Here is a 26,104-nt window from a genome sequence, read left to right on the forward strand (position 1 = left end):
TGCCTCCTCGGTCGCGTGCTGACGCCGGTACCGCGCCGCCGACCTCGGGAAACGGGTGTCGGGCCACGAGGCCGCCGGGTACCGGGTCCGGCGTGGGCGGGGAGGGGCCGGGCGCCGAGGACGGCACGCCGCCGCGCGTCCGCTCCCGGGCGGCCGCCCTGCGCAGCGCCCGGGCGCGCGGCGAGACCCTCGACCAGCTGCTCGACCGCAACCTCGCCGAGCTGCTGCAGGAGCTGCGGGTGGCGATCACCGGAGTGCAGGTGCTGTTCGCCTTCCTGCTCGGCCTCGCCTTCACCCAGCGGTTCACCGAGCTCGACGCCTTCGCGCTGACCGTCTACACGGTGACCCTGCTGGCGACGGCGCTGGCCACGGTGGTGCTCATCGCGCCGGTCTCCTTCCACCGGCTGGTGTTCCGGCGGCGGCAGAAGGCGGCGCTGATCGCGATGGCCGACCGGATGCTGGTGGTCGGCCTGGCGCTGCTGGTGCTGGCCATCAGCAGCGGCGTGCTGCTGGTGCTCGACGTCGTCCTGGGGCGCGGTCCGGGCCTGCTCGGCAGCGCGCTGGTGCTCCTCGTCGCCGTCGGCCTCTGGTACGGGCTGCCCGTCCGGGCCCGGCGCGCCGGCAACGGGTACGGCGACGAGGAGGGCGACGAGGAGGGCACCGAGGAGGGCACCGAGGAGGGCACCGACCCCGGACCCGCCGGTGGGGGCGACCGGCCCGCAGGATGAGGGCCCGCACCCCCGCCCCTCCCGGAGGTCGTCCGTGTCCGTCACCGTCGTCGGCAGCCTGAACGAGGACGTGCTGGTCGCCGTCGGGCGGCTGCCCGGTCGCGGGGAGACCGTGGTCGGCCGGGAGGCGGTGCTCGCGCCCGGCGGCAAGGGCGCCAACCAGGCGGCGGCCGCGGGACGGCTGGCCGGGTCCGGCGTCGCGATGGTCGGCCGGGTGGGCGACGACCCGGCCGGCGCGCGCCAGGTGGCCGCGCTCGGTGAGGCGGGGGTGGACACCGCGCGGGTGCTGCCGACGGCGGGCACCCCCACCGGCTCGGCGACCATCCCGGTGGAGGACGGCAGCGGCGAGAACCTCATCGTCGTCGTCCCCGGCGCCAACGCCGCGCTGGCGCCGGCCGACGTCGAGGTGCCCGAGGTGCAGCGGGCGGCGGTGGTGCTGCTGCAGCTGGAGGTGCCGCTCGCCGCGGTGCAGGCGGCCGCCGACGCCGCGACCGGGACCGTCGTCCTCACCCCCGCCCCGCCCCGGCCGCTGCCGCCGGAGCTGCTGGCGCGGGTGTCGGTGCTGGTGCCCAACGAGCACGAGCTGGTACAGCTCGCGGGCGCCGACCCCGGCGAGCGCTCGCCCGCGCAGCTCGCCGGGCTGGCGCGCGGGCTGGGGGCCGCCGCGACCGTGGTGACCCTCGGTGCCCGCGGCGCGCTCGTCGTCCCGGAGGAGGGGCCGGTGCTGCTGCAGGCGCCGCCGCCGGTCGAGGCGGTGGACACCACCGGCGCGGGAGACTGCCTGGCCGGCGCCCTCGGCGTCGCGCTCGCCCGGGGTGCGGACCTGCGCGACGCGGTGCGCGAGGCCGTCGCGGCGGCGGCGCTGTCGACCACGGGGGCCGGCGCCCGGGGCGCGCTGCCCGGCCCCGCCGCGGTCCGGGAGCGGCTGGCCGACGTGCCGCCCGCGGTCCCGGTCGGCCGACCGCCGGAGGTTCACCCGGCCGGTCACGGGGCAAGCCCCGGGAGCACCGTCCCGAGACCCGAGGAGGACGCCGTGACCGAGCCCGAACGGCCCCCGCGCACGCCCGAGCGCGCGGAGGGCGACCCCGGCGAGCAGCAGACCGACGACGGCCGCACCCCCCGCTCGGAGGACCCCGCCGAGGGGCAGCCCCTGGGCGACGGCCCCGCCGACAGCCCCGGCTGACGGCGGACGGACCCGTCCACCCCTCCCGTGCGCCCGTGACCGCGCGCGGGAGGGGGCCCGGGTGGCGGGTGGCGGCGTCGTCCCACGGGTCCCACGGCTCACCACCGCACCGACCAGCGCGTTCGCCCCTCGGTCACCCGGAGCGATCACCCGTGCCGGGGGACCGGCGCGCCGTGGACTGATCCGTCACGGGAGGCGGCACCATCCCCGGTGTGACCGCCGTTGCCCTCCCCCTCGCCGACGCCGACAGCCCGGCCCCGGTCCGCCGCAGCCGCGCGGAACGGGAGGCGATCGTCCTCGACACCGCGGAGCGGCTCTTCGCCGGCCGCAGCTCGCGCAGTGTGGGCATGGACGAGCTCGTCCGCGAGACCGGTCTGGGCAAGATGACCGTCTACCGGCTGTTCCGGAGCAAGGACGAGCTGGTCGGCGCCTACCTCGCGCGCAAGGCCGCCACGGTGCTGGCCAGCATCGACGCCGAGCTGCACCGCCTGGCGCACGACCCGCGCGCCGCGCTGCTGTCGGTGGTCGACGTGGTCGAGCGCGACGTGACCCGCGCCGGTTTCCGCGGCTGCCCCTTCACCAACGTCAGCAGCGAGTACGACGACGCCCAGCACCCGGCCCGCGTCGCCGCCGCCGACTACAAGTTCGAGCTGCACGGCCGCCTCGAGCGGCTCGCCGAGCTGGTCGCCCCGGGCGCGGGTGAGGACCTCGCCGCGCAGGTGCACCTGATCCTCGACGGCATGTACCTCTCCGGCGGTCTGCTCGGTCCCGACGGCCCCGCCGCCCACGGCCGCCGGCTGGCCGAGCGCCTCGTCGACCTCGCCGTCGACATCGCCGCCGAGCGCGCGGGGACGCACCCCGCCCTCGCCACCCCCGCCTGAGCGCGCACCCCCGCCCGGCGGCACACCGGCTCGCCGGGCGGGGTCGCGACGCAGCCCGCAGGATGGGCCGGTGACCGCCGACCGCAGCCGCCCCGACCTCGACGACACCACGGTCGAGGGACTGGGCAAGCTCTCCGAGGCCCTCGAGACGATCGAGCAGGCCCGCGGCCAGCTGTACGGGTTCCACCAGCACTCGGGCAAGGCCGACCTGCTGCTGCAGGACGCCGTCGAGCTGTTCCGGGAGGCCGGCCACACCGAGCTGGCCGACGACCTCGACCGCGACCTCGTCGGCCGCAACGTGATCGCCGACCGGTGGACCTTCCAGATCGTCGAGGACTACGACGCCTCCTACTGGTCGGTGTTCCGCGCCTTCGACGAGCGCGCCCGCACCGAGCTCTCCGACGGCGACCGGCACGTCTACGAGGCCCGCATGAAGCAGCGCGAGCGCAGCGCCGGGCACCCCGCCCACGAGGCCGGCCCGTCGCTGTCGGAGTGAGCCCGCGCGGTCGCCGGCCGGCCGCCCGGGACGCAGACTGCCGAGGGTGAGCACCCCCGAGCAGAAGATGCCCGAGCCGGAGACCCCGCGCTCCGTCGGCCCCCTCGGCAGCGACAGCTCCGGGCCGCCGGCCCCGGACTCCGACGGCCCCGAGGACACCGGCCCCGCGGACGGCGCCGCCGGTCCCTCCTGGCCACCCGCGGGGACCGAGCCGGCCGCGCACCGCGACTGAGACCGGTTTGGCCCGGGGCCGGGGCGGACAGACCCCGGGGATGACCTCCCCCGGCACGCCCGCCGAGCCCCGGCCCTCCGCCCCGGGCACCGACCCGCTCGCGACCGGCTACGGCACCCGTCCCACCGGCACCCCCGGCGCCGCACCCGCCGGCACCTCCCCCGCCCCGGCGCGGTCCCCGGGTCCCTCGCGCGTCGGCCGGGCCGGGCGCACCGCCGGCCGCGGTCTCGCGCTCGCCCTGCTCATCGCCGTCACCGTGGTCCTGGTGCTGTTCGTCGTCTTCAACGGCGAGACCGTGCCGATCAGCCTCGTCTTCACCGACGTGCGCGCCCCGCTGGTCGTCGCGCTGCTCATCGCCGCGGCGCTGGGGGCCCTGATCGCGGCGCTCCTGGGTGCGGTGCTGGCCGCCCGCCGGCGCAACCGCTGACCGGCACCGGACACCCCGACCCACCCCCTGCGGGCGTGTCCCGCGGTCCTGCCTTGCTCCTGGTTACCCGCCGGTAATACCGTTCGTTACCGGCGGGTAACGACGCTCGCCGCAGCGGCACGGAGCACGGGAGCGACGGCATGGGCCACTACACCGCGAACCTGCGGGACCTCGAGTTCAACCTGTTCGAGTTCCTCGAGACCAAGGACCGGTTCGGCACCGGGCCGTTCGAGCAGATGGACGCCGGGACCGCGCGCGGCGTGCTCGCCGAGATCCGCCGGCTGGCCGAGGGCCCGCTCGCCGAGAGCTTCACCGACGCCGACCGCAACCCGCCGGTCTTCGACCCGGCCACGCACTCGGTGACGCTGCCGGAGAGCTTCACCGCGTCGGTGCGCGCCATGGAGGACGGCGAGTGGTACCGCCTCGACCTGCCCGAGCACCTCGGCGGCTTCGGCGCCCCGCACGCCCTGACCTGGGGCGCGTTCGAGATGGTGCTCGGCGCCAACCCCGCCGTCTTCATGTACGGCTCGTGGGCCGCCTTCGCCGCCGTCCTGCACGAGCTGGGCACCGCCGACCAGAAGCGCCTCGCCGAGCTCATGCTGGAGCGGAAGTGGGGCGCCACGATGGTGCTCACCGAGCCCGACGCCGGGTCCGACGTCGGCGCCGGCCGCACGCGGGCCGTGCAGCAGCCCGACGGGTCGTGGCACCTCACGGGCGTCAAGCGGTTCATCACCTCGGCCGAGCACGACCTCTCCGACAACATCGTCCACCTCGTGCTGGCCCGCCCCGAGGGTGCCGGGCCGGGCACCAAGGGCCTGTCGCTGTTCGTCGTCCCCAAGTTCCACGTCGACCTCGAGACCGGTGAGCTCGGCGAGCGCAACGGCGTGTACGTGACCAACGTCGAGAAGAAGATGGGGCTGAAGGTCTCCACGACCTGCGAGCTCACCTTCGGCGACGGGCCGGTGCCGGCGCGGGGCTGGCTGGTCGGCGACGTCCACGACGGCATCGCGCAGATGTTCCGGGTGATCGAGCACGCCCGGATGTTCGTGGGCACCAAGGCGATCGCCACCCTGTCGGCCGGCTACCAGCAGGCCCTGGCCTACGCCAAGGAGCGCGTGCAGGGCGCCGACCTCACCGCGACGTCGAAGGACGCCCCGCGGGTGACCACCACCCACCACCCCGACGTCCGGCGCTCGCTGATGCTGCAGAAGGCGCACGCCGAGGGCATGCGGGCGCTCTACCTCTACACCGCCACGTTCCGCGACCGGGTCACCGCGGCCGAGGCCGCCGGCACCGCCGACGGCGAGGAGGCGCGGCTGGCCGCCCGCGTCAACGACCTGCTGCTGCCGGTGGTCAAGGGCTACGGCTCCGAGCGCGCCACCCAGTTGCTCACGAGCGAGTCGCTGCAGTGCCTCGGCGGGTCGGGCTACCTGCAGGACTACCCGATCGAGCAGTACGTCCGGGACTCCAAGATCGACACCCTCTACGAGGGGACGACGGCGATCCAGGGGCAGGACTTCTTCTTCCGCAAGATCGTCAAGGACGGCGGTGTCGCGCTGACCTGGCTGGCCGGCCAGGTCCAGGCCACGATCGACGCCGAGGTGGGCAACGGCCGGCTCAAGGAGGAGCGCGCCCTGCTGGCCACCGCCCTCGCCGACGTGCAGGGCATCCTGACCGCGATGTTCGGGCAGCTGACCGCCGCCCAGGACGACGTGACCAGCCTCTACCGGGTCGCGCAGAACACCACCCGGCTGCTCATGGCCGCCGGGGACCTGGTGACCGGGTGGCTGCTGGTCCGCCAGTCGGAGGTCGCCCTCGCCGCCCTGGCCGGGGAGGTGCCCGAGCGGGACCGGTTCTTCTACGAGGGCAAGCTCGCCGCCACCCGCTTCTTCTGCACGCAGGTGCTGCCGCGGCTCTCCGCCGAGCGGGCCGTCGCCGAGGCCACCGACAACGCGCTCATGGAGGTCCCCGAGGCGGCGTTCTGAGCCGGCCGCCTCCCCCGCGGGAGGCGGCCGGCCCCGCCGGGCGGTGCCCGACCTCGCGCTGCGCGGTGAGGTCGGGCACCGCCGCGCGAGGCCGGCTCCCCACCGGGGGTCGTTTCGGGGGGGCGACGGCGGGCATGGCACCCGACGACAGCGCCGTCGGACAGGAGGAGCCCGTGAGCGACCCCCAGGGCAGCGACCGGATCCAGCAGGGCGTCCCGACCGCCTCGGCGACCGGGGACGACAGCAGCACGGACGCCGGCTCGTCCTTCGACGACGTCCCGCTCACCGCCGACGAGGCGATCGAGCGGGACGCCGCCAGCGGTGACGACCTGCCGGCCCGCGCCGACTCCGACGTCGCCCGGGCCCGCACCGACGGCCCGTCCGGCGAGGTGGACCGCCCCACGCCGCGCTCCGGAGGAGGCAACGACCGATGAGCGAGTCCGACCACACCGGGTACCGCGAGTCCCCCGACACCGCCGACGGGCCGGCCGACAGCAACCTGGTCGACGGCGTCCCGGGCGAGGACCGCGCGGACGCCGGGGAGAGCGACACCGTCCTCACCACCGACGACGAGGCCCAGCACGACGACTCCGTCGTCCGCGGCGGCAACCAGGCCGGTTAGCCGATCCAGCCGTGGCGGCGGGCGACGGCGACGGCGGCGTGCCGGTTGGCCGCGCCGAGCTTGCCGGCGGCGGAGGACAGGTGGTTGCGCACCGTCCCCGGTGACAGGTGCGCGCGGGCGGCGATCTCCTCGACCGGGGCACCCCCGGCCGCCAGCTCCAGCACGTCGGCCTCGCGGGGGGTCAGCGGGCTGTCCCCGGCGCTGATCGCCTCGGCGGCGAGCTCCGGGTCCACGTAGCGGCCACCGCGGGCCACGGTGCGCACGACGTCGGTGAGCACCGGCGCCGGAACGGTCTTGGGCAGGAAGCCGCGCACCCCGGCCGTCAGCGCGCGCTTGAGGTGCCCGGCCCGGCCGTGGCCGGTCACGATGACGACCGCGCAGCCCGGCAGCAGGGTGCGCAGCCGGCCGGCGACGGTGATGCCGTCGAGGTCGGGCATCTGCAGGTCGAGGACGGCGACGTCGGGGGCGTGCGCCCGGGCCATGGCCAGCGCCTCGTCGCCGGACGCGGCCTGCGCGACCACCTCGAGGTCGTCCTCCAGCGCGAGCAGCGCGGCGAGCGCCGAGCGGATGAGGTTCTCGTCGTCGGCGAGCAGCACCCGGATCACACCCGCACCCCCACCGGGACGCTCGCGGTCAGCACGAAGCGGTCGCCCTCGCGGCGGGCCGAGAGCCGCCCGCCGGTCGCGGCCAGCCGCTCGGCCAGGCCGGTCAGCCCCGCACCGCGGTCGCCGTCGGCGGTCACGCCGTCGTTGACCACGCGCAGGTCGGCTCCCCCGCCCGAGGTCGACAGCCCGATGGTGCAGGTGCGCGCGCGGCTGTGCCGCAGCACGTTGGTCACCGCCTCGCGCACCACCCAGCCCAGCGCGGTCTGCACCGCGGTGGGCAGGGCGACCGCGTCGTCCTCGCCCGTGACGGTCACCTCGACCCCGGCGGCCCGCAGCACCGACCGGGCACCGGCCAGCTCGCCGGGCAGGTCGCTGCCGCGGTAGCCGCGGACGACGTCGCGCACCTCGCGCAGCGACTCCTCGGCCACCCGGCTGATGTCGGTCAGCTCCGCCACCGCGCCCTCCCGCCCCCGGCGCACCAGCTCGGCGGCGAGCTGGCTCTTCACCGCGATCGCCGAGAGGTTGCGGCCCATGACGTCGTGCAGGTCGCGGGCGAAGCGCAGCCGCTCCTCGGCGACGGCGAGCTGCGCCTGCACGCCGCGGGTGCGCTCCATCTCCTGCACCACGTCGAGGATCCAGACGGTGAAGCGGAACGCGGTGGCCAGCGCGACCAGGGTGACCGCGATCGAGACGCCCACGACCAGCGCGGCCGCCGGCGGGTTGCCCTCGGCCAGGGACAGCCCGCCGGCGAGCAGCCCGCCGGCGGCGGCGCCGGCGCAGAGCGGGCGGGTGGGCACCGTCACCGACAGGCCGAGCAGGACCGCGGCGCTGACCAGCCCCACGACCCAGGGCAGCGCCGGCGAGGGCCCGTCGGCGGTGGCCGGCACCGCGGCGCCGACGGTCACCGCCCCGGCGACCACGGCGACCGTCAGCGCCGTCGGGTCGGGCCGGGCGGTCCGGTCGGCGAACCCCCGGTGGGTCAGCCACAGGCAGGCGCCCGTCGTCGCGAGGGTGGCCGCGCCCAGCAGCAGCACGACCCACCGGCCCGGCCCCGCCCAGTCGGCGGCCACCGCGAGCAGCAGCAGCGGGGGCAGCAGCACCAGGGTCGAGTAGTACGACCAGCGCGTGTAGAGGTCGATGCGCTGGGGGTCGGTGCGGCTGCTCCACCAGCGCGCGACGGTCGGCACGGCACCCATGCTGCCGTACCGACCGCCGGTCGCCGGGCGGGCCAGGCCTAGCGCTTCGGCGCCCAGCGGAACCACCGCAGGCTCAGCGCGCCGGCCACGAGCACCCAGGCCAGCAGGGTGACCACCGGGCCCAGCGCGGCCCACCACAGGTCGGCCCCGGCGACGGCCGCGCCGTCCCAGGTCCGGCCGGACAGGCCCAGCTGGACCAGCTCGACGACCGGCGTCAGCGGCAGCAGCCGGGCGACGGTGGCCAACACCTCGGGCAGCGCCGTCAGCGGGAAGAACAGCCCCGAGGCCGCGGTGGCCGCGACGACGACGGGCAGCGTGGTGACCTGGGCGGACTCCGGCGTCCGGGTCCAGACGCTGCTCAGGGTGGCCAGCACCACCATCAGCACCGCACCGAGCAGCACGGCCAGCACCGGCAGCACCGGGTCGACCGGGGCGCGCCACTCGCCGAGCACGACGACGCCGACCGCGACCACGGCCATCTGGACGGCGGTGACCAGCAGCGTGGGGACGGCGGTGGCGGCGAGCACCTCGCCGTCGGTGAGCTCGCCGGTGCGCATCCGCTGCAGCACCAGGGCCTCGCGCCGGGCGACGTAGGTGACGACGAGGTTGTAGTAGGTCAGGAAGACCAGCGTGAAGCCCGCCGCGGCCGCCAGCAGCGCCTGGCCCAGCGGCGCCTCGTCGGTGCCGAACAGCGGCACCAGCGCGACGAGCAGCAGCGGTGAGAGGACCGAGTTCACGACCGCGGTGCGGTTGCGCAGCAGCAGGAGGGTCTCGGCGCGGGCGAGGGCGCCGACGCGGCGGAGGCGGGAGGGCCCGGCGGTCGCGGCCGGGACGGCGGGTGCGGTGGTGGCGGTCATCGGGGGCTCCTGTCGGGCGGCGGGTCAGCCGAGGTCGGCGCCGTCGGCGACGGCGAGGAAGGCCTGCTCGAGCGAGGCGGCGCGGGCCTGCAGGCCGGGCAGCACCACGCCGGCGCGGGCGGCCCAGGCGAGCAGCTCGGCGAGCACCGGCTGCAGGGCGTGGGTGTGCCACTCGACGCGCGGGCCGGCCGAGACGACCGTGACGCCGGCGGGCACCGGCGGCCGCGGCGCGCCCGGGTCGAGGCGGAAGGACACGGTGGCCGGCTGGCTGGCGGCGATCTCCTCGCGGGTGCCGGCCACCACGACCGTGCCGGCGCGCATGATCGCGATCCGGTCGGCCAGCTGCTCGGCCTCCTCGAGGTGGTGCGTGGTGAGCACGACCGCGGCGCCGTCGTCGACCAGGCCGCGGACCAGCCGCCACACGGTGCGGCGGCTCTCCGGGTCCAGGCCGGTGGTGGGCTCGTCGAGGACCAGCACCCGCGGGCGGCCGAGCAGCGCCAGCGCCAGGTCGAGCCGGCGACGCTCCCCGCCGGAGAGGCTGCGCACGCGGACGTCGGCACGGCCGGAGAGGCCGACCTGCGCCAGCGCCTCCCCGACCGGACGGGGTGCGGTGAGCGTCCCCGCCCAGGTGCGGACGGTCTCGGCGACGGTCAGGTCGCCGGGCAGGCCGCTGTCCTGCAGCAGCACGCCGAGGTGCGGGCGGACGGCGGCCCGCTCACGGCGCGGGTCGGCGCCGAGGACGCGCACCGAGCCCCCCGCGGCCGGGGCCAGGCCCTCGAGCACCTCGAGCGCGGAGGTCTTGCCGGCGCCGTTGACGCCGAGCAGCGCGAGGACCTCACCGGGGCGGACCTCGACGGAGATGCCGCGCACGGCCTCGAACGAGCCGTGGCGGCGCCGCAGGTCGGTGACCTCGACCGCGGGCGGGACGACGGGTGCCGGGGTCGGCGCGAGGGCGGGTGTGGGGTGCACGGAGGGACCTCCTCGGGTGCCCGTCGGCCGGGGGTCGGCCGCTGTGGGCCGGGCACGCCTCCACGCTCCCGCCGGCTCGGGCCGGGCACAGGTGCCGTCCCTCACGACCTGGACCGGGACGCACACGGGCCCCCCGTGACGTGTGTCACGGGGGGCCCGTGTGGTGGGGCGGCCGACCTACACGGCGGCGGTGGACCGCCGTCCCGCGGCCTCGACGGCGTCGTCGGCGCCGAGGTCGCGGACGCGGGTCTCGCCGTAGGACAGCACGGCGGCCAGCGTGATGGCGGCGCACACCGCCACGTAGACGGCCACCCGGCCCGGGGTCGGGTCGCCGAAGCTGCCGAGCAGCGCGACGGCGATCAGCGGCGCCGGGGCCCCGGCCACGACCGAGGCGAGCTGGGCGCCGATCGAGACGCCGGTGTAGCGGGCCTTGGTGCCGAACAGCTCGGCGAAGAAGGCCGCCTGCGGGCCGTACATCGCACCGTGGAACAGCAGGCCCACGACCAGGCCGAGGACGACCAGCCAGAAGCTCTCCGTGGCGTAGAGCGCGAACAGGGCGAAGGCCCACGCGCCGGTGCCGACGGCCCCGAACAGGTAGACCGGGCGCCGGCCGACGCGGTCGGACAGCGCGCCCCACAGCGGGATGGTCACCAGGTGGACGGCGGAGGCCACCAGCAGCGCGTTGAGCGCGAAGGAGGCGTCCAGGCCGAGGGCCTGGGTGAGGTAGGCGGTGGTGAAGGCCGTCAGCACGTAGAAGGCGACGTTCTCGGCGATGCGCGCGCCCATGGCCACGAGCACCTCGCGCTTGTACCGCTTGAGCACGACGGCGATGGGGGCCTCCTCGGCGGCACCGGTCGCGCGGGCCTTCTCCTCGGCGATCCGCTGCGCCTCGAGGAACACCGGCGACTCGCTCACCGCCAGCCGCACCCACAGGCCGACGAGGATGAGCACCGCCGAGAGCAGGAACGGGATGCGCCAGCCCCAGGCGGCGAACGCCTCGTCGGACTGGAACGCCGCCAGCACGGCCAGGACGCCGGTGGACAGCAGCTGCCCGGCCGGGGCGCCGGCCTGCGGCCAGGAGGCCCAGAAGCCGCGGTGCTCGGGCCGGCCGTGCTCGGAGACGATGAGCACCGCGCCGCCCCACTCGCCGCCGAGCGCGAAGCCCTGGACCAGCCGGAGCAGCACCAGCAGCAGCGGTGCGGCCGCGCCGATCGTGGCGTAGGTGGGCAGCAGCCCGATGGCGAAGGTGGCGCCACCCATCATCAGCAGCGAGACGACCAGCAGCTTCTTGCGGCCCACGCGGTCGCCGAAGTGGCCGAAGACCAGGGCGCCGATCGGGCGGGCGGCGAAGCCGATCGCGTAGGTCGCGAACGACAGCAGCACGCCGGCGAAGTCGGAGGAGTCGGGGAAGAACAGGGGGCCGAAGACGAGGGCGGCGGCCGAGCCGTAGAGGAAGAAGTCGTACCACTCGACGGTGGTGCCGATGATGCTCGCGCCGACGACGCGGCCGAAGCGCCCTCGCTGGCGGGGCACCGGGGACGGTGCGGTCATGCGGGTCTCCTGGGGGACGTCGGGGTCCGGTCGGGGTCCGACGCTAGGCAGGTGCGCGGGCCGGCTCCATGTGCTCTCCACCAGTCTTGTGACGACGCTCATGTGTGGGCGCGACAGGTTCCGGAACCACGTCGGCCGGGTCGCACCGCCGCTGGCTGTGTGCGTCCGACCCACCGGAGATCGGCGGAGTGTGTGGACCACACCCGTGGGAGGGCGGCGCCCCCACCCCCTACCGTGCCCCCATGGGCGCGGAGGACCTGCAGGGTCGGCGGGCGATGGTGACCGGTGGCGGTTCGGGCATCGGGCGGGCGGTGGCCGCGCGGCTGGCGGAGGCCGGCGCCGCGGTGGTCGTCGTCGACCGGGACGCCGCGGCCGCCGAGGAGGTGGCCGCCACGGTCGGGGGCACCGCGGTGACCGTGGACCTCTCCGACCTGGCCGCCGTCGACGCGCTCGACCTCGACGTCGACGTCCTGGTCAACAACGCCGGCTTCCAGCACGTCGCGCCGCTGCACGAGTTCCCCGTCGAGGTGTTCTCGACCATCCAGCGGCTGATGGTCGAGGCGCCGTTCCGGCTGGTGCGCGGGGCGCTGCCGCACATGTACGGCCGCGGCTTCGGCCGGATCGTGAACGTCAGCTCGGTGCACGGGCACCGGGCCTCGCCGTTCAAGTCCGCGTACGTGACGGCCAAGCACGCGCTCGAGGGCCTGTCGAAGGTGGTCGCGCTGGAGGGCGCCCCGCACGGCGTCACCTCCAACTGCGTGGCACCGGCCTACGTGCGCACGCCGCTGGTCGAGGGCCAGATCGCCGACCAGGCGCGCACCCACGGCATCTCCGAGGACGAGGTGGTCGAGCAGGTCATGCTCGCCCCGGCGGCGCTCAAGCGGCTCATCGAGCCGGCCGAGGTGGCCGACGCGATCGCCTGGCTGTGCTCGCCGGCCGCCACGTCGGTCACCGGCACCTCCCTGCGCATGGACGGCGGGTGGACCGCCCACTGAGACAGGACCCCCTACCCCCCACGGCTCGCAAGCTCGCGGCGGGGCCCTCCAGGGGGCCTGGAACCGAGAGGATGCCGGTCGTGGCCCGGAGCGCAGCACCGCCCGCCGACGGCACCGGCCGGGCACCCCGCGCCACCTCCGCGGCCGCCGAGTACCTGCGGCTGGTGCTCGACGACGCCGCGGCCATCGAGTTCGAGGGGCCGCTGGTGCGCGCCCGGGCCTCCGGCGCCGACGCCGCCACCCTCGCCGAGCTGGAGGACGTGCGGCTGCTGGCGCTGCAGGTGCGCGCCGCGTTCGCCGCCCGCCGTCGCCGGGAGTCCGAGCTCTCCGCGCTGTTCGACACCGCCAGCGACCTGGCCACGCTGCGCGGCGTCGACTCGGTGCTGACCGCCATCGTGCGGCGCGCCCGGCAGCTGCTGGGCACCGACGTCTCCTACCTGACGCTCAACGACGACGCCCGCGGCGACACCTACATGCGGGTCACCGACGGCTCGGTGTCGGCCCGGTTCCAGGCGCTGCGGCTGCCGATGGGTGCGGGTCTGGGCGGGCTGGTGGCGCAGACCGCGGCGCCCTACGCGACCGCCAGCTACTTCGCCGACCCGCGGTTCCACCACACCGACGAGATCAACGACGGCGTCCGCGAGGAGGGCCTGGTCGCCATCCTCGGCGTCCCGCTGATCCGCGGGTCGCAGGTCATCGGGGTGCTCTACGCCGCCGACCGCACCGAGCGGGCCTTCGACCGCTCCGAGGTGTCCCTGCTGGGCTCGCTCGCCGCGCACGCGGCGATCGCGATCGACAACGCCCGCCTGCTGGAGGAGACCCGCACCGCGCTGGAGGAGCTGTCCGCGGCCACCCGAGAGCTGCGGGCGCACACCGAGTCGGTCGAGCGGGCGGCCGGGGTGCACGACCGGTTCATCGACGTCGTCCTGCGCGGCGGCGGGGTCGAGGGCGTCGCCGCCGCGGTCACCGAGGCCCTCGGCGGCCGGATCGCGGTGCTCGACGAGGAGGGGCGCCCCACCGGTGGGGACGGCGGCGCCGACGCCCTGCCGCCCGACCCCGCGGGAGCGCTGGCGCTGGCCCGCGCCACCGGCCGCACGGTCCGCGACGGCGAGTGGTGGACCGCCGCGGTCACCGTGGGCAGCGAGCTGCTCGGCGGCCTGGTGCTGCAGCAGGCCGCCGACCTCTCCGACGCCGACCAGCGGATCCTCGAGCGCGCCGCGCTGGTGACCGCGCTGCTGCTGCTCATCCGGCGCACCGCCAGCGAGGCGGAGGGCCGGGTGCGCGGCGAGCTGGTCGACGAGCTGCTCACCGTGCCGCTGCGCGACCCCGACGGGCTGCGCGAGCGGGCCCGCCGGCTGGGTGCCGACCTCGACCGGCCGCTGGCGGTGGTCGTCGTCCGGGTGCCGGAGCAGGGCCGGGGGCGGGCGCTGGCCGCCGCCACCCACCTGGCCGCCACCCGCGGGGGCCTGGCCGGGACGCGGGACGGCCGCGTCGTGGTGTGCCTGCCCGACCTCGCCGCCGGGGAGGCCGCCGCGCTGGTGTGCCGGGAGGTGACCGCGGCGGTCGGCCGGCCGGTGACCGCGGGCGGCGCCGGGCCGGTGGACGGACCGGCTGCCGTGGCGGGCGCCTGCGCGGAGGCCGGGCGCTGTGCGTCGACGCTGGAGGCGCTCGGGCGGGCGGGCGAGTCGGCCAGCGCCGACGAGCTCGGTTTCGTCGGGCTGCTCGTGGGCGAGGGTCGCGACGTGCCGGGGTTCGTCAGCGCGACGCTCGCGCCGGTGCTCGACTACGACGCCCGCCGCGGCACCGACCTGGTGGCCACGCTGCGGGCCTGGTTCGACACCGGGAGTTCCCCCGCGCGGGCGGCGGAGGTGCTCAACGTGCACGTCAACACCGTCACCCAGCGGCTGGACCGGGTGGGCCGGCTGCTCGGCCGCGACTGGTCGGCGCCCGACCGCGCGCTGGAGGTGCACCTGGCGCTGCGGCTGCACCGGCTCACCGCCGTCGACGACGGCTGAGCGGCTCCTAGGCTGGTGCGGTGACCGCCGTGCTGCCCCGCCTGAGCGCGGCGGAGTGGACCGCGCGGGCCGCGGCGCACGACGCGCGCGTCGAGCAGTGGACCGCCCCGCACCGGGAGCGCCGTCGCCGCGGCGAGCGCCACCCGGTGCTCGACTTCCTGTTCACCTACTACTCCGAGACGCCCGGCCGGCTGCGCCGCTGGCACCCCGGAGCCGGGGTCGCGCTGGCGCCGTCGGCCGACGGTCCGGCGCCGCACGCGGCGTGGCGGTGGTACGCCACCGACGGCGACGGGACGGTGCGGCTCGACGTCGCCGCCCTCCTGGCCGACCGGGAGCCGACCGTGCGCTTCGTGCGGGAGCTGCTGGCGGCCACCGCGTCGCGGCCGGCGCAGACCGGCTGCTTCGGGCTGCACGAGTGGGCGATGGTCTACCGCGCCGACGAGCGCCGGCACGCCGTCCCGCTTCGGCTGGGCCGGGCCGGCACCGACGCCGTGGTCGAGTCGCACCCGGTGCGGTGCAGCCACCACGACGCGTTCCGGTTCTTCACCCCCGAGGCCGTCGGCCTCAACCGGCTGCGGCCGACGCGGGAGACGCAGGTCGCGATGGAGCAGCCGGGCTGCCTGCACGCCACGATGGACCTCTACAAGTGGGCCTACAAGCTCTCCCCCGCCGTCCCCGGGGAGCTGGTGGCCGACTGCTTCGCCCTCGCCGTCGAGGTGCGCGAGCTGGACATGCGGGCCTCGCCCTACGACCTCGCCGGCCACGGCTACCCGCCGGTGCGGATCGAGACGCCGGAGGGCCGGGCCGGGTACGCGGCCGCGCAGCGGGCCTTCGCCGCCCGCGCCGCCCCGCTGCGGCAGCGCCTCGTCGGCCTCTGCGACGCGCTGCTCGGCTCCTGACCTCCGGCGGCCGGGGCGGGCGCGCCGACGCCGTACGGTCGGGAGCGTGACCTCCGCACCCTCCGACCGCTGGCTGCGCCTCGACGGCACCACCAACACCCGGGACCTCGGCGGGCTGCCGACCACCGACGGCGGGACGACGGCGTTCGGCCGGGTGCTGCGCAGCGACAACCTGCAGACGCTCAGCGACGACGACGTCCGCCGGCTGGTCGGCGAGCTGAGGCTGCGGGACGTGGTCGACCTGCGCACGACCGCCGAGGTGCTGCTCGAGGGCCGCGGCCCGCTGCGGTCGGTCGAGGACGTCACCCACCGGCACTTCACGCTGCTGCCCGAGCGGGGCCACCACACCGACGTCTTCGCCGTCGAGGAGGACGAGCTGCCCGACCTGCCGGCCGACTGGGCGGAGACGGTGCTGCCGCGGCAGACCACCGCGGCCGACGAGGTCGAGCCCCCGGCGGTGCGCGCCTACCTCGGCTACCTGCACCACCGGCCGGAGAACGTGGTCGCCGCGCTGCGGGCGCTGGTCGACGGCGAGGGCGGGGGCGCGGCGGTCGTGCACTGCGCGGCGGGCAAGGACCGCACGGGCGTGGTGGTCATGTTCGCGCTCGCGGCGGCCGGCGTGCCCGACGAGGAGATCGTGGCCGACTACGCGATGACCGCCGAGGTCATCGACGACCTGGTGGCCAAGCTGCGCGAGTCGCCGACCTACGCCGAGGACATGACCCGGCGCGACGTGGCCAGCCACACGCCGCGCGCCGAGACGATGCGGCGGGTGCTCGCGGTGCTGCGCGAGCGGCACGGCGGCCCGCTCGGCTGGCTGGCCGCGCACGGCTTCGGCGCCCGCGAGCAGGCGGCGTTGCGCGCGCGCCTCCGCGACTGAGCCGCGCGGCTCAGGTGGCCTGACGCGGGGAGGGCGCCGGCGGGCGGTCGCGGTGCTTGTGCCGGTACATCGCGGCGTCGGCGTCGCGCAGCAGCTGCTCGGCCACGGCCGCGACGTCGGCGACCGGGCCGCTGCGCACCGCCACGCCGGTGCTCGTGCCGACGTCGACGGGGGTGCCGTCGAGCCGGAAGGGCTCGGCGAACGCCTCGTCCACCCGGGCGACCACGCTGTCGGCGTCGGCGGGACCGCCCAGCCGCGGGAGCAGCACGGCGAACTCGTCGCCGCTGAGCCGGCCGACCGTGTCGCCGGGGCGCACCGCGGCGCGCAGCCGGGCCGAGACCTGGCGCAGCAGCTCGTCGCCGGCCGCGTGTCCGAGGGTGTCGTTGACCGCCTTGAACCGGTCGAGGTCGCAGAACAGGACGCCGACCGCGCTGCCGTCCGGGACCGCGGCGAGGGCCGTGGCCAGGCGCTCGCGGAACAGCACCCGGTTGGGCAGCCCCGTCAGCGCGTCGTGGGTCGCCTGGTGGCGGACGGTCTCCAGCAGCCGGGCCTTCTGCAGCGCCGTGGAGGCCTGGTCGCCGACACCGCGCAGGCGGGCGAGGACGTCGGCGTCCACCGCGCCGCCGGACTGCCCCTCCGACCAGCTGGCGGTGACGACCCCCAGGAACGTGCTGCCGGCCAGCAGGGGCACGGCGACCGCGTCGCTGACACCCAGCGAGGTGAGCAGCCGCCGCATGGGCGCGCTGCCGCCGGTGGGGCTGAGCACCCGCGGCTCGCGGTCGCTGAGCATGCCGAGGAGCTCCGGGACCTCCTCGGCCCGCAGGGAGGTGGTGCGCATGACCGTCTCCCGGTCGGCGGGCAGCCCCACGGTGGCCGCCGTCGACAGGGCGCCGGCGGCCGGGTCCCACAGCATGACCGCGGCGTTGTCGCAGCCGACGATGCTGGGCAGCGCGCGGGCGACGGTCGCGCAGGTGCTCGGGACGTCGGCCGCCTGGGCCAGGCCGTGCGCGAGGTCGAGCAGGGCGCCGGCCCGGCGGGTCTCCAGCCGGCTGCCCTCCAGGGCCATGACCAGGTCGAGGGCGGCCGCGGCGTGCCCGGCGTACGCGGCGAGCATGGCCCGCTCGTCGCCGAGGCCGCCCTCGCCGGGCCGGTGCAGGGCGGCCAGCCGGCCGTGCGTGCGCCGGGCGGACCTGACGTCGACGACGACCGCGCCGGGTCCGAGGTCCTCCCCGGCCAGCAGCCGGGCGGTCAGGCCGGGCACGTCGGCGTCGGGCAGGCCGGCGCTGTGCACGAGGGGCGCGCCGCCAGCGGGTGCGGAGACGGCGAGCAGGTAGGCGGGGGCCAGGACGGCGGCGGCGGCCCGCTCGACGATGCGCGGCAGCACGGTGTCGAGGTCCACGCCGTCGACCAGGTCGGTGGCCGCCGACTGCAGGCTGCGGACCTGGATGCGCAGCGCGGCCAGCTCCGGGTCGGCCGCCGTCGTCGCGCCGCGCCGGCGCCACGGGAGGCGCTGCCGCCGGTCCCAGGACAGGTGGTAGACGCAGGCCTCGTAGCCCGAGGACTCGCACTCCTCGTGCACGACCTGCGCCGGCGCCAGGCCGAAGACGGTGGGGACCATGCTGATCAGGCCGCGGGCGTAGTCGCAGTCGAGGCGCGAGTGCACGTAGCCCTCGTGCAGCTGGTACCGGATGGTGGCCGTGGTGGCGCCGGCCTCGAGCACCTGCATGGTCGAGGTGGTGCTGAAGTTGGCCACGGCGCGGGGCAGCCGGGCGTAGACCTGTCGCGGCGTGCCCATGGCGCGCACCAGCAGCACCACCGCGGCGTTCATCCCGTTGCGCAGCGCCTCGGCGCCCATCGGGAACATCGCGTCGGGGTCGCCGAGCACCTCGGTGGCCGCGGTGAACAGCCGGATGCGGGTGTCGTAGCTGGTCCAGGTGGACGGCTCGGAGAGCTCCTCGGCGGTGAAGGGCACGCCGGCGCGGCGCAGCGTCTCCTCGACGGCGGCCTCACCGGCGCGCTCGCGCACGTAGGAGACGAGCAGGCCGGTGGTCACCCCGGACGTCTCGCGCGCCTCCCCGCCGGCGCGGGGGGCCACCGGGTCCGGGCCGGTGCCGGGCCGGGGGTCTGCCCCGGGGCGTACTCCACTCACGCCGTCCCATCGGCACCGGACGGCTCCGGGTTGAGCCGCCCACCCCCAAGGGGGGACCCCCCGGTGCGACGATCAGGTGACCTGGTCATCGAGCGTCCCACCCGACCGTGGGACGTCGGGTGGGACGCGCTGCGGTGCGGGAGGACGTCGGCTGCGGCGGCCCGGACGAGGCTCGGCCCCGGACCGCGGGTGCGGGCCGGGGCCGTGAGGTGGCCGGTCACCCGCTCCGGGGAGCGGGGTCCTTTCTCAGACGCGCGACGACCAGGCGCTGTTGGCCATGGTGAGCAGCTCGTCGCGCATCGCCGGGCTGCTGCTGCGGGCGAGGGCCCGGTCGAGGGCGCGCTGCGTCCGAGCCGCCTGCCGACGCTGCCGCCAGGTGGTCCCGCTGTTCATGTCCGTCGTCTCCTCTGCTGGGCTTCCGGTGGGGTGCACCAGTAGTAAAGCAGGCAGGACGACGGATATTCCGACGATGCGAAGGTCGTGTCCGTCACTCCCCGACGATCGTTCACCCGTCGGGGTGGGGTCGGCCGGTGCGGCCGACCCCCGACCCCCTCAGCCCCGGAGCAGCACGGCACGTGCCGCGGCCCGGCCCGCACGGGGGTCGTCGGCGGCGAGCGCGGCCGCGGCGGCCTCCTGGCACGCGGCCAGGTCGACCGTGGCCAGCCGGGCACCGACGCCGGCGACGGCCGGGGCGGCGCAGGACAGCGAGGTGACCCCCAGCCCGACGAGGACGCAGGCCAACAGCGGGTCGGCCGCGGCCTCGCCGCAGACGCCCACCGGCTTGCCCGCCCGGCGCCCCGCGGCCGCGGCGGTCTCCACCAGCGCGAGCAGCGCCGGCTGCCACGGGTCGGTGAGGTCGGCGAGGTCGGCCGAGAGCCGGTCGGCGGCCAGCGCGTACTGCGAGAGGTCGTTGGTGCCGATCGACAGGAAGTCGACGTGCTGCAGGACGCGGTCGGCGAGCAGCGCAGCCGAGGGCACCTCGACCATGACGCCGGGCACCAGGCCCCGGGCGCGCACCCGGGCGGCGAAGTCGGCGGCCTCCGCCACGGTGGCCACCATCGGCGCCATCACCCACGGCGAGGCGCCGGTGCGCCGCGCGGCCTCGGCGACCGCGTCGAGCTGGCGGTCGAGCAGGCCGGGGTCGCGCCGGGCCACCCGCAGGCCGCGCACGCCCAGGGCGGGGTTGGCCTCCTCGGGCGGGGTGGCGAACTCCAGCGGCTTGTCCGAGCCGGCGTCGAGGGTGCGCAGGACGACGCGGCGGCCGGCCGCGGCCTCGAAGACGGCGGCGTAGCCGCGGGCCTGCTCCTCCACCGTCGGCTCGGCGGCGCGGCCGAGGAAGGCCAGCTCGGTGCGGAACAGCCCGACACCCTCGGCGTGCGCGGCGACCGCGAGGCGGGTGCCCTCGCCGTCCTGGACGTTGGCCAGGACGGGCAGCGGCACGCCGTCGCGCGTGGCGGCCGGGCCGGTGTAGCCGGCCAGCGCCGCGGCGGCCCGGCGCGCGGCCTCGAGCTGCCCGGCGGCCGCGTCCGGGTCCGGGTCGACCGTGACGGTGCCCTCCTCCGCGTCGAGCAGCACGGTGGCACCGGCGGGCACGGCGTCGAGACCCTCGACGGCGACGACCAGGGGCAGGTTGAGCTGGCGGGCGATGATCGCGGTGTGGCTGGTCGTGCCGCCCAGCCGGGTGGCCAGGCCGACGATCCGGGCGGGGTCCAGGCCCGCGGTGTCGGCGGGAGCCAGGTCGTCGGCCAGCAGCACCGAGGGCACCTCGGGCGCGGGCACCCCGGGCTCGCCCTGGCCGGTCAGCTCGGCGACGACCCGGTCGCGGACGTCGCGGACGTCGGTGACCCGCTCGGCCATGACCCCGCCGAGCGAGGTGAAGACCTCGACGAACTGCTGCGCGGCCTGGACGGTGGCCACGGCGGCGGGGACGCCGGCGGCGATCCGCTGCTCGACCGCGCCGAGCAGGCCGCGGTCGCGGGCCAGCCCGGCGGTCGCCGAGAGCACCTCGGCGGTCATGCCGGTCGCGGCCGCGGCGCGCTCGGCGAGCCGGCCGGCCACGGTCTCGGCGGCCGCGGCGAAGCGTGCCTTCTCCTCCGCGCGGGCGGCCTCCGGCAGCTCCTCGAACGCCTCGGCCGGCAGCTGGACGGCGCCGGCGGGGCGCACCACCGGGCCGAGGACCACGCCGGGGACGACGGGGGTGCCGGTCAGCACGCCGGAGGCGGGGCGCTCGGCGGTGGGGGCGCTCGGGGTGGTGGTGGACATGTGCACCTCATCGGGTCTGCAGGCGGTCAGGGCAGGACACCGTCGTCCGTCGGTGACCAGACTCACGACTCGGTGTTGACTTGTCAACGGATCCCACGTAGAACAACACAGACACAAGCCAAGACCCACACATTCGGGCACGAATGTGATCCGGATCAGGCACCCGGTGGAACGACGAGGAGGTGGGCCGGTGTACGCGGAGGAGCGCCAGCAGGCGATCGCCACGCTGGTCACCGAGCAGGGCCGGGTCGCGGTGACCGCCGTGGCCGAGCAGTTCGGGGTGACCACCGAGACCGTGCGCCGCGACCTCGCCGTCCTCGAGCGGTCCGGGGTGCTGCGCCGGGTGCACGGTGGAGCGGTCCCGGCCGCGGCGCTCACCCTGGTCGAGACGGCGCTGGCCGAGCGCAACGCCACCCGGGCGGAGGCCAAGCGCAAGATCGCCGCCGCGGCGGCCGACCTGCTGCCCGGTCCCGGCGGCAGCCTACTGCTCGACGGCGGCAGCACCACCGCGGCGCTGGCCGAGGTGCTGCCCGCCGACCGGAACCTGTTCGTGGCCACCAACTCGGTGCCGATCTCCGCCCGGCTGGCCACCGCCGCCGGGCTGACGCTGCACGTCCTCGGCGGCCGGGTCCGGGGGCTCACCCAGTGCGCCGTCGGCGAGACGCCGGTGCGGGCGCTGGCCGAGCTGCGCGTCGACGTCACCTTCCTGGGCGCCAACGGCATCACCCCCGGGCACGGGCTCACCACGCCCGACGAGGCCGAGGCCTCGGTCAAGCGGGCGATGGTGCGCGCCGGCCAGCGGGTCGCGGTCCTCGCCGACGGCAGCAAGCTCGGCCGCGAGCACCTGGTCCGCTTCGCCACCCTCGACGAGGTCGACGTGGTGGTCACCGACAGCGGCGCGGACCCGGCGGTCGTCGCCCGGCTCGAGGACGGCGGCGTCGAGGTCGTGGTCGCGTGAGCCGCGGCCGCGTCGTCACGCTGACGGCCAACCCCAGCCTCGACCGCACCCTCGTCCTGCCCGGCGAGCTCGCCCGGGGCGGGGTCGTGCGGCTGGGCACCAGCTCCACCGAGCCCGGCGGCAAGGGCGTCAACGTGGCCCGCGTGCTGGCCGCCGCCGGTACCGACGTCACCGCCGTCGTCCCCGCCGAGGACGCCGACCCGCTGGTCACCGCGCTGCGGGCCCTGCGCCTGCCGCTGGTCACCGTGGGCACCGGCGCCCCGGTGCGCACCAACTACACGCTCACCGAGCCCGACGGCACGACCACCAAGCTCAACGAGCCGGGCACCCCCCTGGACGCCGGCACCCGGGCCGCGCTGACCACCGCGCTGGCCGCGGCCGCCGAGGGTGCTGCGTGGGTGGTCCTCTCGGGCTCGCTGCCGCCGGGCACCCCGGCCGACTGGTACGCCGACCTGGTCCGCGCGGTGCGCGGCTCCGGTGCGCGGGTCGCCGTCGACACCTCCGAGGCACCGCTGCTGGCCCTGCTCGCCGCCGGCCCCGACGCCGCGCCGGACCTGGTCAAGCCCAACGCCGAGGAGCTGGCCCAGGTGGCCGGCACCACCGAGGCCGCGCTGCTCGCCGACCCCGCCGCCCTCTCGGCCGCGGTGCGCGGCCTGCACGACGGCGGCATCGCCGAGGTGCTGCTCACCCTCGGCGGCGACGGCGCCACGCTCTCCACCGCCGACGGCGAGGTGTGGTCGGCCCGGCCGCCGCGGACCACCGTCCGCAGCACGGTCGGCGCCGGCGACTCCAGCCTGGCCGGGCACGTGCTCGCCGACCTCGCCGGCGCCCCGGCCGCCGAGCGGCTGCGCCGCGCGGTCGCCACCGGCGCGGCCGCCGCCGCACTGCCCGGTTCCGCCCTCCCCACGCCCGACCAGGTCGACCTGGCCGGCGTCTCCGCACAGCCCGGCCTGCCCGGGTCCGTCCCGCCCGCACCACCCGCAGCACCGCCCGCACAGCAGCCCGTCCCGGCCGCCGGCCGGGACGTCCCCTGACGCCCCGGAAGGTCCGTCATGTCCGCACTCATCACCCCCGAGCTGGTCGTCCTCGACAGCGACCTCGGCTCCGACAAGGCCACGGTGGTCCGCCGGCTGGCCGGCCTGGTGGCCGACGCCGGCCGGGCGACGGGCGCCGAGGCGCTCGCCGGGGACGCGCTGGCCCGCGAGGCCCAGGCGGCCACCGGGCTGCCCGGCGGCATCGCCATCCCGCACTGCCGATCGGCGGCCGTGACGCAGGCGTCGCTGGCCTTCGCCCGCCTGCGCCCGGGCGTGGACTTCGGTGCCGCCGACGGCCCGGCCGACCTGGTCTTCCTCATCGCCGCGCCCGCGGCCGGCGACGCCGACCACCTCACGCTGCTGTCCGCGCTGGCGCGGGCCCTGGTGCGGCCGGACTTCGTGGCCGCCCTGCGGGCCGCCGCCACCCCGGCCGACGTGGTCGCCCTGGTCGAGGAGGTCGTCTCCCCGCAGCCGGCGACCGGCGCGAGCGCGGCCACCTCGGTCCCCGCACCGGCCACCTCGCCGGCCGCCGCGGACCCGGCGTCCACCGACCGGACGTCGGCCCGCCGCCGGATCGTCGCGGTCAGCGCCTGCCCGACCGGCATCGCGCACACCTACATGGCCGCGGACAAGCTCACCGCGGCCGCCCAGGACGCCGGGGTCGACCTCGTCGTCGAGACCCAGGGCTCCTCGGGCTCCACGCCGCTGGACCCCTCGGTCATCCGGGCCGCCGACGCGGTGATCTTCGCCGTCGACGTGGGCGTCCGCGACCGCGACCGGTTCGCCGGCAAGCCCGTCGTCCAGTCGGGCACCAAGCGGGCCATCAACGAGCCCGACGTCATGATCCGCGAGGCGCTGGCCGCCGCCGACGACCCGAACGCCCGCCGGGTGCCCGGCTCGGGTGCGGCCGGGGAGCCCGCTGCCGCCGCGGCCGGCCGCCCGTCCACCGCCGCGGAGATCCGCCGCTGGCTGCTCACCGGCGTGAGCTACATGATCCCGTTCGTCGCGGCGGGCGGTCTGCTCATCGCGCTGGGCTTCCTCTTCGGCGGCTACCAGATCGTCAGCAGCAACCCCGACGTCGAGGGGCAGAACTACGCGCTGAGCTGGGTGCTGAACAACTCGTTCTTCGACCTGCCGAGCGCCTCCGGCGTCGAGGGCCTCAACGACGGCTTCTGGGGCTACCTGGGCGCGGTCTGCACCGTGCTCGGCCAGGCGGCCTTCGGGTTCCTCGTGCCCGCGCTGGCCGGCTACATCGCCTACGCGATCGCCGACCGCCCGGGCATCGCACCCGGCTTCGTCATCGGCGCGGTCTCGGTCAGCGTCGGCGCCGGCTTCCTCGGCGGTCTGGTGGGCGGCATCCTGGCCGGCCTGGTGGCCCGGTGGATCGCCTCGTGGAAGCTGCCCGCCGGCGTCCGCGGGCTGCAGCCGGTCGTGATCATCCCGCTGCTGGCCACGCTGATCTCCAGCGGGATCATGGTCGCGGTGCTGGGCCGCCCGCTGGCCGCCGCGCTCGAGGGCCTGGGCAACTGGCTCAACGGCCTCAGCGGCACCTCGGCGGTCCTGCTCGGGATCATCCTCGGCCTGATGATGTGCTTCGACCTCGGCGGCCCGATCAACAAGGCGGCCTACCTGTTCGCCACCGCCGGCCTGGCCTCGCAGACCAGCGGCTCCCTGGTGATCATGGCCACCGTCATGGCGGCCGGCATGGTCCCGCCGCTGGCGATGGCGCTGTCCACCGCGATCCGGCCGAAGCTCTACACCCCGGCCGAGCGGGACAACGGCAAGGCCGCCTGGCTGCTGGGCCTCTCCTTCATCTCCGAGGGCGCCATCCCGTTCGCCGCGGCCGACCCGCTGCGGGTCATCCCGTCGATGATGCTCGGCGGCGCGACCACCGGCGCGATCGTGGCGGCCAGCGGCGTCGAGCTGCGGGCGCCCCACGGCGGCATCTTCGTGTTCTTCGCGATGAACAACGTGGTGGTCTTCGTCCTGGCCCTGGTCGCCGGCATGGTGGTCGGCGGCCTGGCGGTCACCATCGCCAAGAGCATCGGCCGCACCAAGGCCGAGGAGGCCGTCCCGGAGGACGCCGTCGACCTGGCCCACGCCCACACCGCCACCCCGGCGTCCGGGGTCAGCGCGCCCGCTCGCGCCTGACCGGGCAGGCTGTCCCCCAGCACCGGAACCCACCCCACCAGAAGCGAGGACGACTGATGCCCAGCCAGACCGTCACCGTCGGCTCCCGGGTCGGCCTGCACGCCCGCCCCGCCGCGCTCATCGCCGAGGCGGTGGGCAAGGCCGGCGTCCCGGTCACCCTGGCCACCCCCGGCGGTGCGCCGGTCGACGCCGGGTCGCCGCTGATGATCATGACCCTGGGGGCCCAGAAGGGCACCGAGGTGACCGTCACCAGCGACGACCAGTCCGTCGTCGACCAGATCGCCGGCCTGGTCGCCCAGGACCTGGACGCCGAATAAAGGACCACCCTTCCCCCCACGCTTCGCAGGCTCAGCGCGGGACCCTGAAGGGCGGCCGTTCCAGCAACGACGACGGCGCCCGTCCCCTCGGCCGGAGGGGGCGGGCGCCGTCGTCGTTGCGGGATCGGCTCCCTCGCAGGGGCCCGGCCCGAGCTCGCGAGGGACGGGGGCGAGGGGGTCCTGCTACTGGTCGGGGCGGGAGACGTCGCCGCGCCAGGCACCGGTCTCGCTGCCGCGGCTCTCGATGAACTCCTTGAACCGCTTGGCGTCGGCCTTGACCTGACGGTCGTCGAAGCCGAGCGCGGCGCCGGCCTTCTCGACGATCCCGGTGGGCTCCCAGTCGATCTGGATCATCACCCGGGTCTTGGTGTCGTCGAGGCGGTGGAAGGTCACCACGCCGGCGTGCTTGGCACCGCCGCTCGTGCTGGTCCAGGCCACCCGCTCCTCGGGGTGCTGCTCGGTGATCTCGGCGTCGAACTCGCGCGTGACGCCGTCGATGTTGGTGACCCAGTGGGTGCGCGTGTCGTCGAGCTGGGTGATCCGCTCGACACCACCCATGAACTGGGGGAAGGACTCGAACTGGGTCCACTGGTCGTAGGCGACCCGGATGGGGACGTCGACGTCGACGGACTCCTGCACGCTGGCCACGGGACTCGCTCCTCTGGCTCGGGTTCTCGTTGCGGTCACGGTCGCCCTACCCCCGCCCGCAGGC

At 76.6% G+C, this 26,104-nt stretch carries 26 protein-coding genes; 17 read left to right on the forward strand and 9 right to left on the reverse strand.

Annotated features, from left to right (window positions below; genetic code table 11):
• Positions 1-92: 92 nt before the first annotated feature.
• From BLQ97_RS04155 to BLQ97_RS04195, 9 genes are all read left to right on the forward strand, one after another.
• Complete coding sequence (locus BLQ97_RS04155; RefSeq protein WP_175471579.1) at positions 93-728, forward strand: DUF6328 family protein; 636 nt, start codon at positions 93-95, stop codon at positions 726-728.
• Between the two features lie 34 nt (positions 729-762).
• Entirely contained in the window at positions 763-1,911 is a 1,149-nt protein-coding gene (locus BLQ97_RS04160) for a ribokinase (protein ID WP_091363389.1), read from the forward strand.
• Positions 1,912-2,123: 212 nt separating this feature from the next.
• Positions 2,124-2,792: a TetR/AcrR family transcriptional regulator gene (locus BLQ97_RS04165; protein ID WP_091363390.1), complete on the forward strand. Its 669-nt coding sequence runs from the start codon at positions 2,124-2,126 to the stop codon at positions 2,790-2,792.
• Between the two features lie 70 nt (positions 2,793-2,862).
• On the forward strand, positions 2,863-3,288 hold the full coding sequence (locus tag BLQ97_RS04170) for a hypothetical protein (RefSeq protein ID WP_091363392.1): 426 nt from the start codon (positions 2,863-2,865) through the stop codon (positions 3,286-3,288).
• A 46-nt stretch (positions 3,289-3,334) separates the two neighbouring features.
• Positions 3,335-3,520 carry a hypothetical protein gene (locus BLQ97_RS04175; RefSeq protein ID WP_091363394.1) on the forward strand — a complete coding sequence of 62 codons (186 nt, stop codon included), beginning with the start codon at positions 3,335-3,337 and terminating at the stop codon, positions 3,518-3,520.
• Positions 3,521-3,560: 40 nt separating this feature from the next.
• Complete coding sequence (locus BLQ97_RS04180) at positions 3,561-3,947, forward strand: lipopolysaccharide assembly protein LapA domain-containing protein (protein ID WP_091363396.1); 387 nt, start codon at positions 3,561-3,563, stop codon at positions 3,945-3,947.
• A gap of 140 nt (positions 3,948-4,087) precedes the next feature.
• On the forward strand, positions 4,088-5,932 hold the full coding sequence (locus BLQ97_RS04185; protein ID WP_091363398.1) for an acyl-CoA dehydrogenase: 1,845 nt from the start codon (positions 4,088-4,090) through the stop codon (positions 5,930-5,932).
• Between the two features lie 173 nt (positions 5,933-6,105).
• Positions 6,106-6,366 (forward strand): hypothetical protein, encoded by a 261-nt coding sequence (locus BLQ97_RS04190; RefSeq protein ID WP_091363948.1) that lies wholly within the window; start codon positions 6,106-6,108, stop codon positions 6,364-6,366.
• On the forward strand, positions 6,363-6,554 hold the full coding sequence (locus tag BLQ97_RS04195; protein ID WP_091363400.1) for a hypothetical protein: 192 nt from the start codon (positions 6,363-6,365) through the stop codon (positions 6,552-6,554). Before BLQ97_RS04190 ends, BLQ97_RS04195 begins: the two co-directional genes overlap by 4 nt.
• Here the strand turns inward: BLQ97_RS04195 and BLQ97_RS04200 are convergent.
• The 5 genes from BLQ97_RS04200 to BLQ97_RS04220 form a co-directional block, all read right to left on the reverse strand.
• Positions 6,551-7,159 carry a response regulator transcription factor gene (locus BLQ97_RS04200; RefSeq protein ID WP_091363402.1) on the reverse strand — a complete coding sequence of 203 codons (609 nt, stop codon included), beginning with the start codon at positions 7,157-7,159 and terminating at the stop codon, positions 6,551-6,553. The genes BLQ97_RS04195 and BLQ97_RS04200 overlap by 4 nt on opposite strands.
• Positions 7,156-8,346, reverse strand: coding sequence for a sensor histidine kinase (locus BLQ97_RS04205; RefSeq protein ID WP_175471580.1), 1,191 nt, complete (start codon positions 8,344-8,346; stop codon positions 7,156-7,158). Before BLQ97_RS04205 ends, BLQ97_RS04200 begins: the two co-directional genes overlap by 4 nt.
• 47 nt (positions 8,347-8,393) lie before the next feature.
• A complete protein-coding gene (locus BLQ97_RS04210; protein ID WP_091363406.1) occupies positions 8,394-9,212 on the reverse strand; it encodes an ABC transporter permease in 819 nt (272 codons plus the stop codon).
• Positions 9,213-9,236: 24 nt separating this feature from the next.
• Positions 9,237-10,181 (reverse strand): ABC transporter ATP-binding protein, encoded by a 945-nt coding sequence (locus BLQ97_RS04215; protein ID WP_091363408.1) that lies wholly within the window; start codon positions 10,179-10,181, stop codon positions 9,237-9,239.
• 177 nt (positions 10,182-10,358) lie between these two features.
• Positions 10,359-11,732 (reverse strand): MFS transporter, encoded by a 1,374-nt coding sequence (locus BLQ97_RS04220; protein ID WP_091363410.1) that lies wholly within the window; start codon positions 11,730-11,732, stop codon positions 10,359-10,361.
• 242 nt (positions 11,733-11,974) lie between these two features.
• Here BLQ97_RS04220 and BLQ97_RS04225 point away from each other — a divergent pair, with 242 nt between their 5' ends.
• The 4 genes from BLQ97_RS04225 (at position 11,975) to BLQ97_RS04240 (ending at position 16,521) form a co-directional block, all read left to right on the forward strand.
• Entirely contained in the window at positions 11,975-12,727 is a 753-nt protein-coding gene (locus BLQ97_RS04225; RefSeq protein WP_091363411.1) for a 3-hydroxybutyrate dehydrogenase, read from the forward strand.
• A 71-nt stretch (positions 12,728-12,798) separates the two neighbouring features.
• The gene (locus tag BLQ97_RS04230) at positions 12,799-14,742 is read left to right on the forward strand and encodes a helix-turn-helix domain-containing protein (RefSeq protein WP_091363413.1); all 1,944 of its coding nucleotides are present in this window, start codon (positions 12,799-12,801) and stop codon (positions 14,740-14,742) included.
• Positions 14,743-14,762: 20 nt separating this feature from the next.
• On the forward strand, positions 14,763-15,641 hold the full coding sequence (locus BLQ97_RS04235; protein ID WP_091363415.1) for a 3-methyladenine DNA glycosylase: 879 nt from the start codon (positions 14,763-14,765) through the stop codon (positions 15,639-15,641).
• 46 nt (positions 15,642-15,687) lie between these two features.
• The gene (locus tag BLQ97_RS04240; RefSeq protein WP_091363417.1) at positions 15,688-16,521 is read left to right on the forward strand and encodes a tyrosine-protein phosphatase; all 834 of its coding nucleotides are present in this window, start codon (positions 15,688-15,690) and stop codon (positions 16,519-16,521) included.
• Between the two features lie 10 nt (positions 16,522-16,531).
• On the opposite strand, the gene BLQ97_RS04245 is transcribed toward BLQ97_RS04240, so the two are convergent.
• The 3 genes from BLQ97_RS04245 to BLQ97_RS04250 form a co-directional block, all read right to left on the reverse strand.
• Positions 16,532-18,574: a diguanylate cyclase domain-containing protein gene (locus tag BLQ97_RS04245; protein WP_245691792.1), complete on the reverse strand. Its 2,043-nt coding sequence runs from the start codon at positions 18,572-18,574 to the stop codon at positions 16,532-16,534.
• Positions 18,575-18,916: 342 nt separating this feature from the next.
• Positions 18,917-19,063 carry a hypothetical protein gene (locus BLQ97_RS23225; RefSeq protein WP_175471581.1) on the reverse strand — a complete coding sequence of 49 codons (147 nt, stop codon included), beginning with the start codon at positions 19,061-19,063 and terminating at the stop codon, positions 18,917-18,919.
• A gap of 159 nt (positions 19,064-19,222) precedes the next feature.
• On the reverse strand, positions 19,223-20,932 hold the full coding sequence (locus BLQ97_RS04250) for a putative PEP-binding protein (RefSeq protein ID WP_091363420.1): 1,710 nt from the start codon (positions 20,930-20,932) through the stop codon (positions 19,223-19,225).
• Positions 20,933-21,122: 190 nt separating this feature from the next.
• Here BLQ97_RS04250 and BLQ97_RS04255 point away from each other — a divergent pair, with 190 nt between their 5' ends.
• The 4 genes from BLQ97_RS04255 to BLQ97_RS04270 are packed head-to-tail and all read left to right on the forward strand — an operon-like array spanning position 21,123 to position 25,392.
• The gene (locus BLQ97_RS04255) at positions 21,123-21,890 is read left to right on the forward strand and encodes a DeoR/GlpR family DNA-binding transcription regulator (RefSeq protein ID WP_091363422.1); all 768 of its coding nucleotides are present in this window, start codon (positions 21,123-21,125) and stop codon (positions 21,888-21,890) included.
• A complete protein-coding gene (locus BLQ97_RS04260; RefSeq protein WP_091363423.1) occupies positions 21,887-22,924 on the forward strand; it encodes a 1-phosphofructokinase family hexose kinase in 1,038 nt (345 codons plus the stop codon). Before BLQ97_RS04255 ends, BLQ97_RS04260 begins: the two co-directional genes overlap by 4 nt.
• 18 nt (positions 22,925-22,942) lie before the next feature.
• The gene (locus tag BLQ97_RS04265) at positions 22,943-25,075 is read left to right on the forward strand and encodes a PTS fructose transporter subunit IIABC (RefSeq protein WP_091363425.1); all 2,133 of its coding nucleotides are present in this window, start codon (positions 22,943-22,945) and stop codon (positions 25,073-25,075) included.
• A 56-nt stretch (positions 25,076-25,131) separates the two neighbouring features.
• Positions 25,132-25,392, forward strand: a complete 261-nt coding sequence (locus BLQ97_RS04270; RefSeq protein WP_091116973.1) for an HPr family phosphocarrier protein — start codon at positions 25,132-25,134, stop codon at positions 25,390-25,392.
• A 183-nt stretch (positions 25,393-25,575) separates the two neighbouring features.
• Here the strand turns inward: BLQ97_RS04270 and BLQ97_RS04275 are convergent, their stop codons facing one another.
• Entirely contained in the window at positions 25,576-26,040 is a 465-nt protein-coding gene (locus tag BLQ97_RS04275) for an SRPBCC family protein (protein WP_091363427.1), read from the reverse strand.
• Positions 26,041-26,104: the final 64 nt, after the last annotated feature.

Source organism: Geodermatophilus telluris (assembly GCF_900102745.1).
In the GTDB taxonomy this organism is placed as follows: domain Bacteria; phylum Actinomycetota; class Actinomycetes; order Mycobacteriales; family Geodermatophilaceae; genus Geodermatophilus; species Geodermatophilus telluris.

Excerpts from the sequence above, each read along its gene's own strand:
- BLQ97_RS04180 (WP_091363396.1), top strand. The coding sequence starts at position 3,561 with ATGACCTCCCCCGGCACGCCCGCCGAGCCCCGGCCCTCCGCCCCGGGC.
- BLQ97_RS04185 (WP_091363398.1), top strand. The coding sequence starts at position 4,088 with ATGGGCCACTACACCGCGAACCTGCGGGACCTCGAGTTCAACCTGTTC.
- BLQ97_RS04195 (WP_091363400.1), top strand. The coding sequence starts at position 6,363 with ATGAGCGAGTCCGACCACACCGGGTACCGCGAGTCCCCCGACACCGCC.
- BLQ97_RS04210 (WP_091363406.1), bottom strand. The coding sequence starts at position 9,212 with ATGACCGCCACCACCGCACCCGCCGTCCCGGCCGCGACCGCCGGGCCC.
- BLQ97_RS04220 (WP_091363410.1), bottom strand. The coding sequence starts at position 11,732 with ATGACCGCACCGTCCCCGGTGCCCCGCCAGCGAGGGCGCTTCGGCCGC.
- BLQ97_RS04225 (WP_091363411.1), top strand. The coding sequence starts at position 11,975 with ATGGGCGCGGAGGACCTGCAGGGTCGGCGGGCGATGGTGACCGGTGGC.
- BLQ97_RS04230 (WP_091363413.1), top strand. The coding sequence starts at position 12,799 with ATGCCGGTCGTGGCCCGGAGCGCAGCACCGCCCGCCGACGGCACCGGC.
- BLQ97_RS23225 (WP_175471581.1), bottom strand. The coding sequence starts at position 19,063 with ATGAACAGCGGGACCACCTGGCGGCAGCGTCGGCAGGCGGCTCGGACG.
- BLQ97_RS04250 (WP_091363420.1), bottom strand. The coding sequence starts at position 20,932 with ATGTCCACCACCACCCCGAGCGCCCCCACCGCCGAGCGCCCCGCCTCC.
- BLQ97_RS04265 (WP_091363425.1), top strand. The coding sequence starts at position 22,943 with ATGTCCGCACTCATCACCCCCGAGCTGGTCGTCCTCGACAGCGACCTC.
- BLQ97_RS04270 (WP_091116973.1), top strand. The coding sequence starts at position 25,132 with ATGCCCAGCCAGACCGTCACCGTCGGCTCCCGGGTCGGCCTGCACGCC.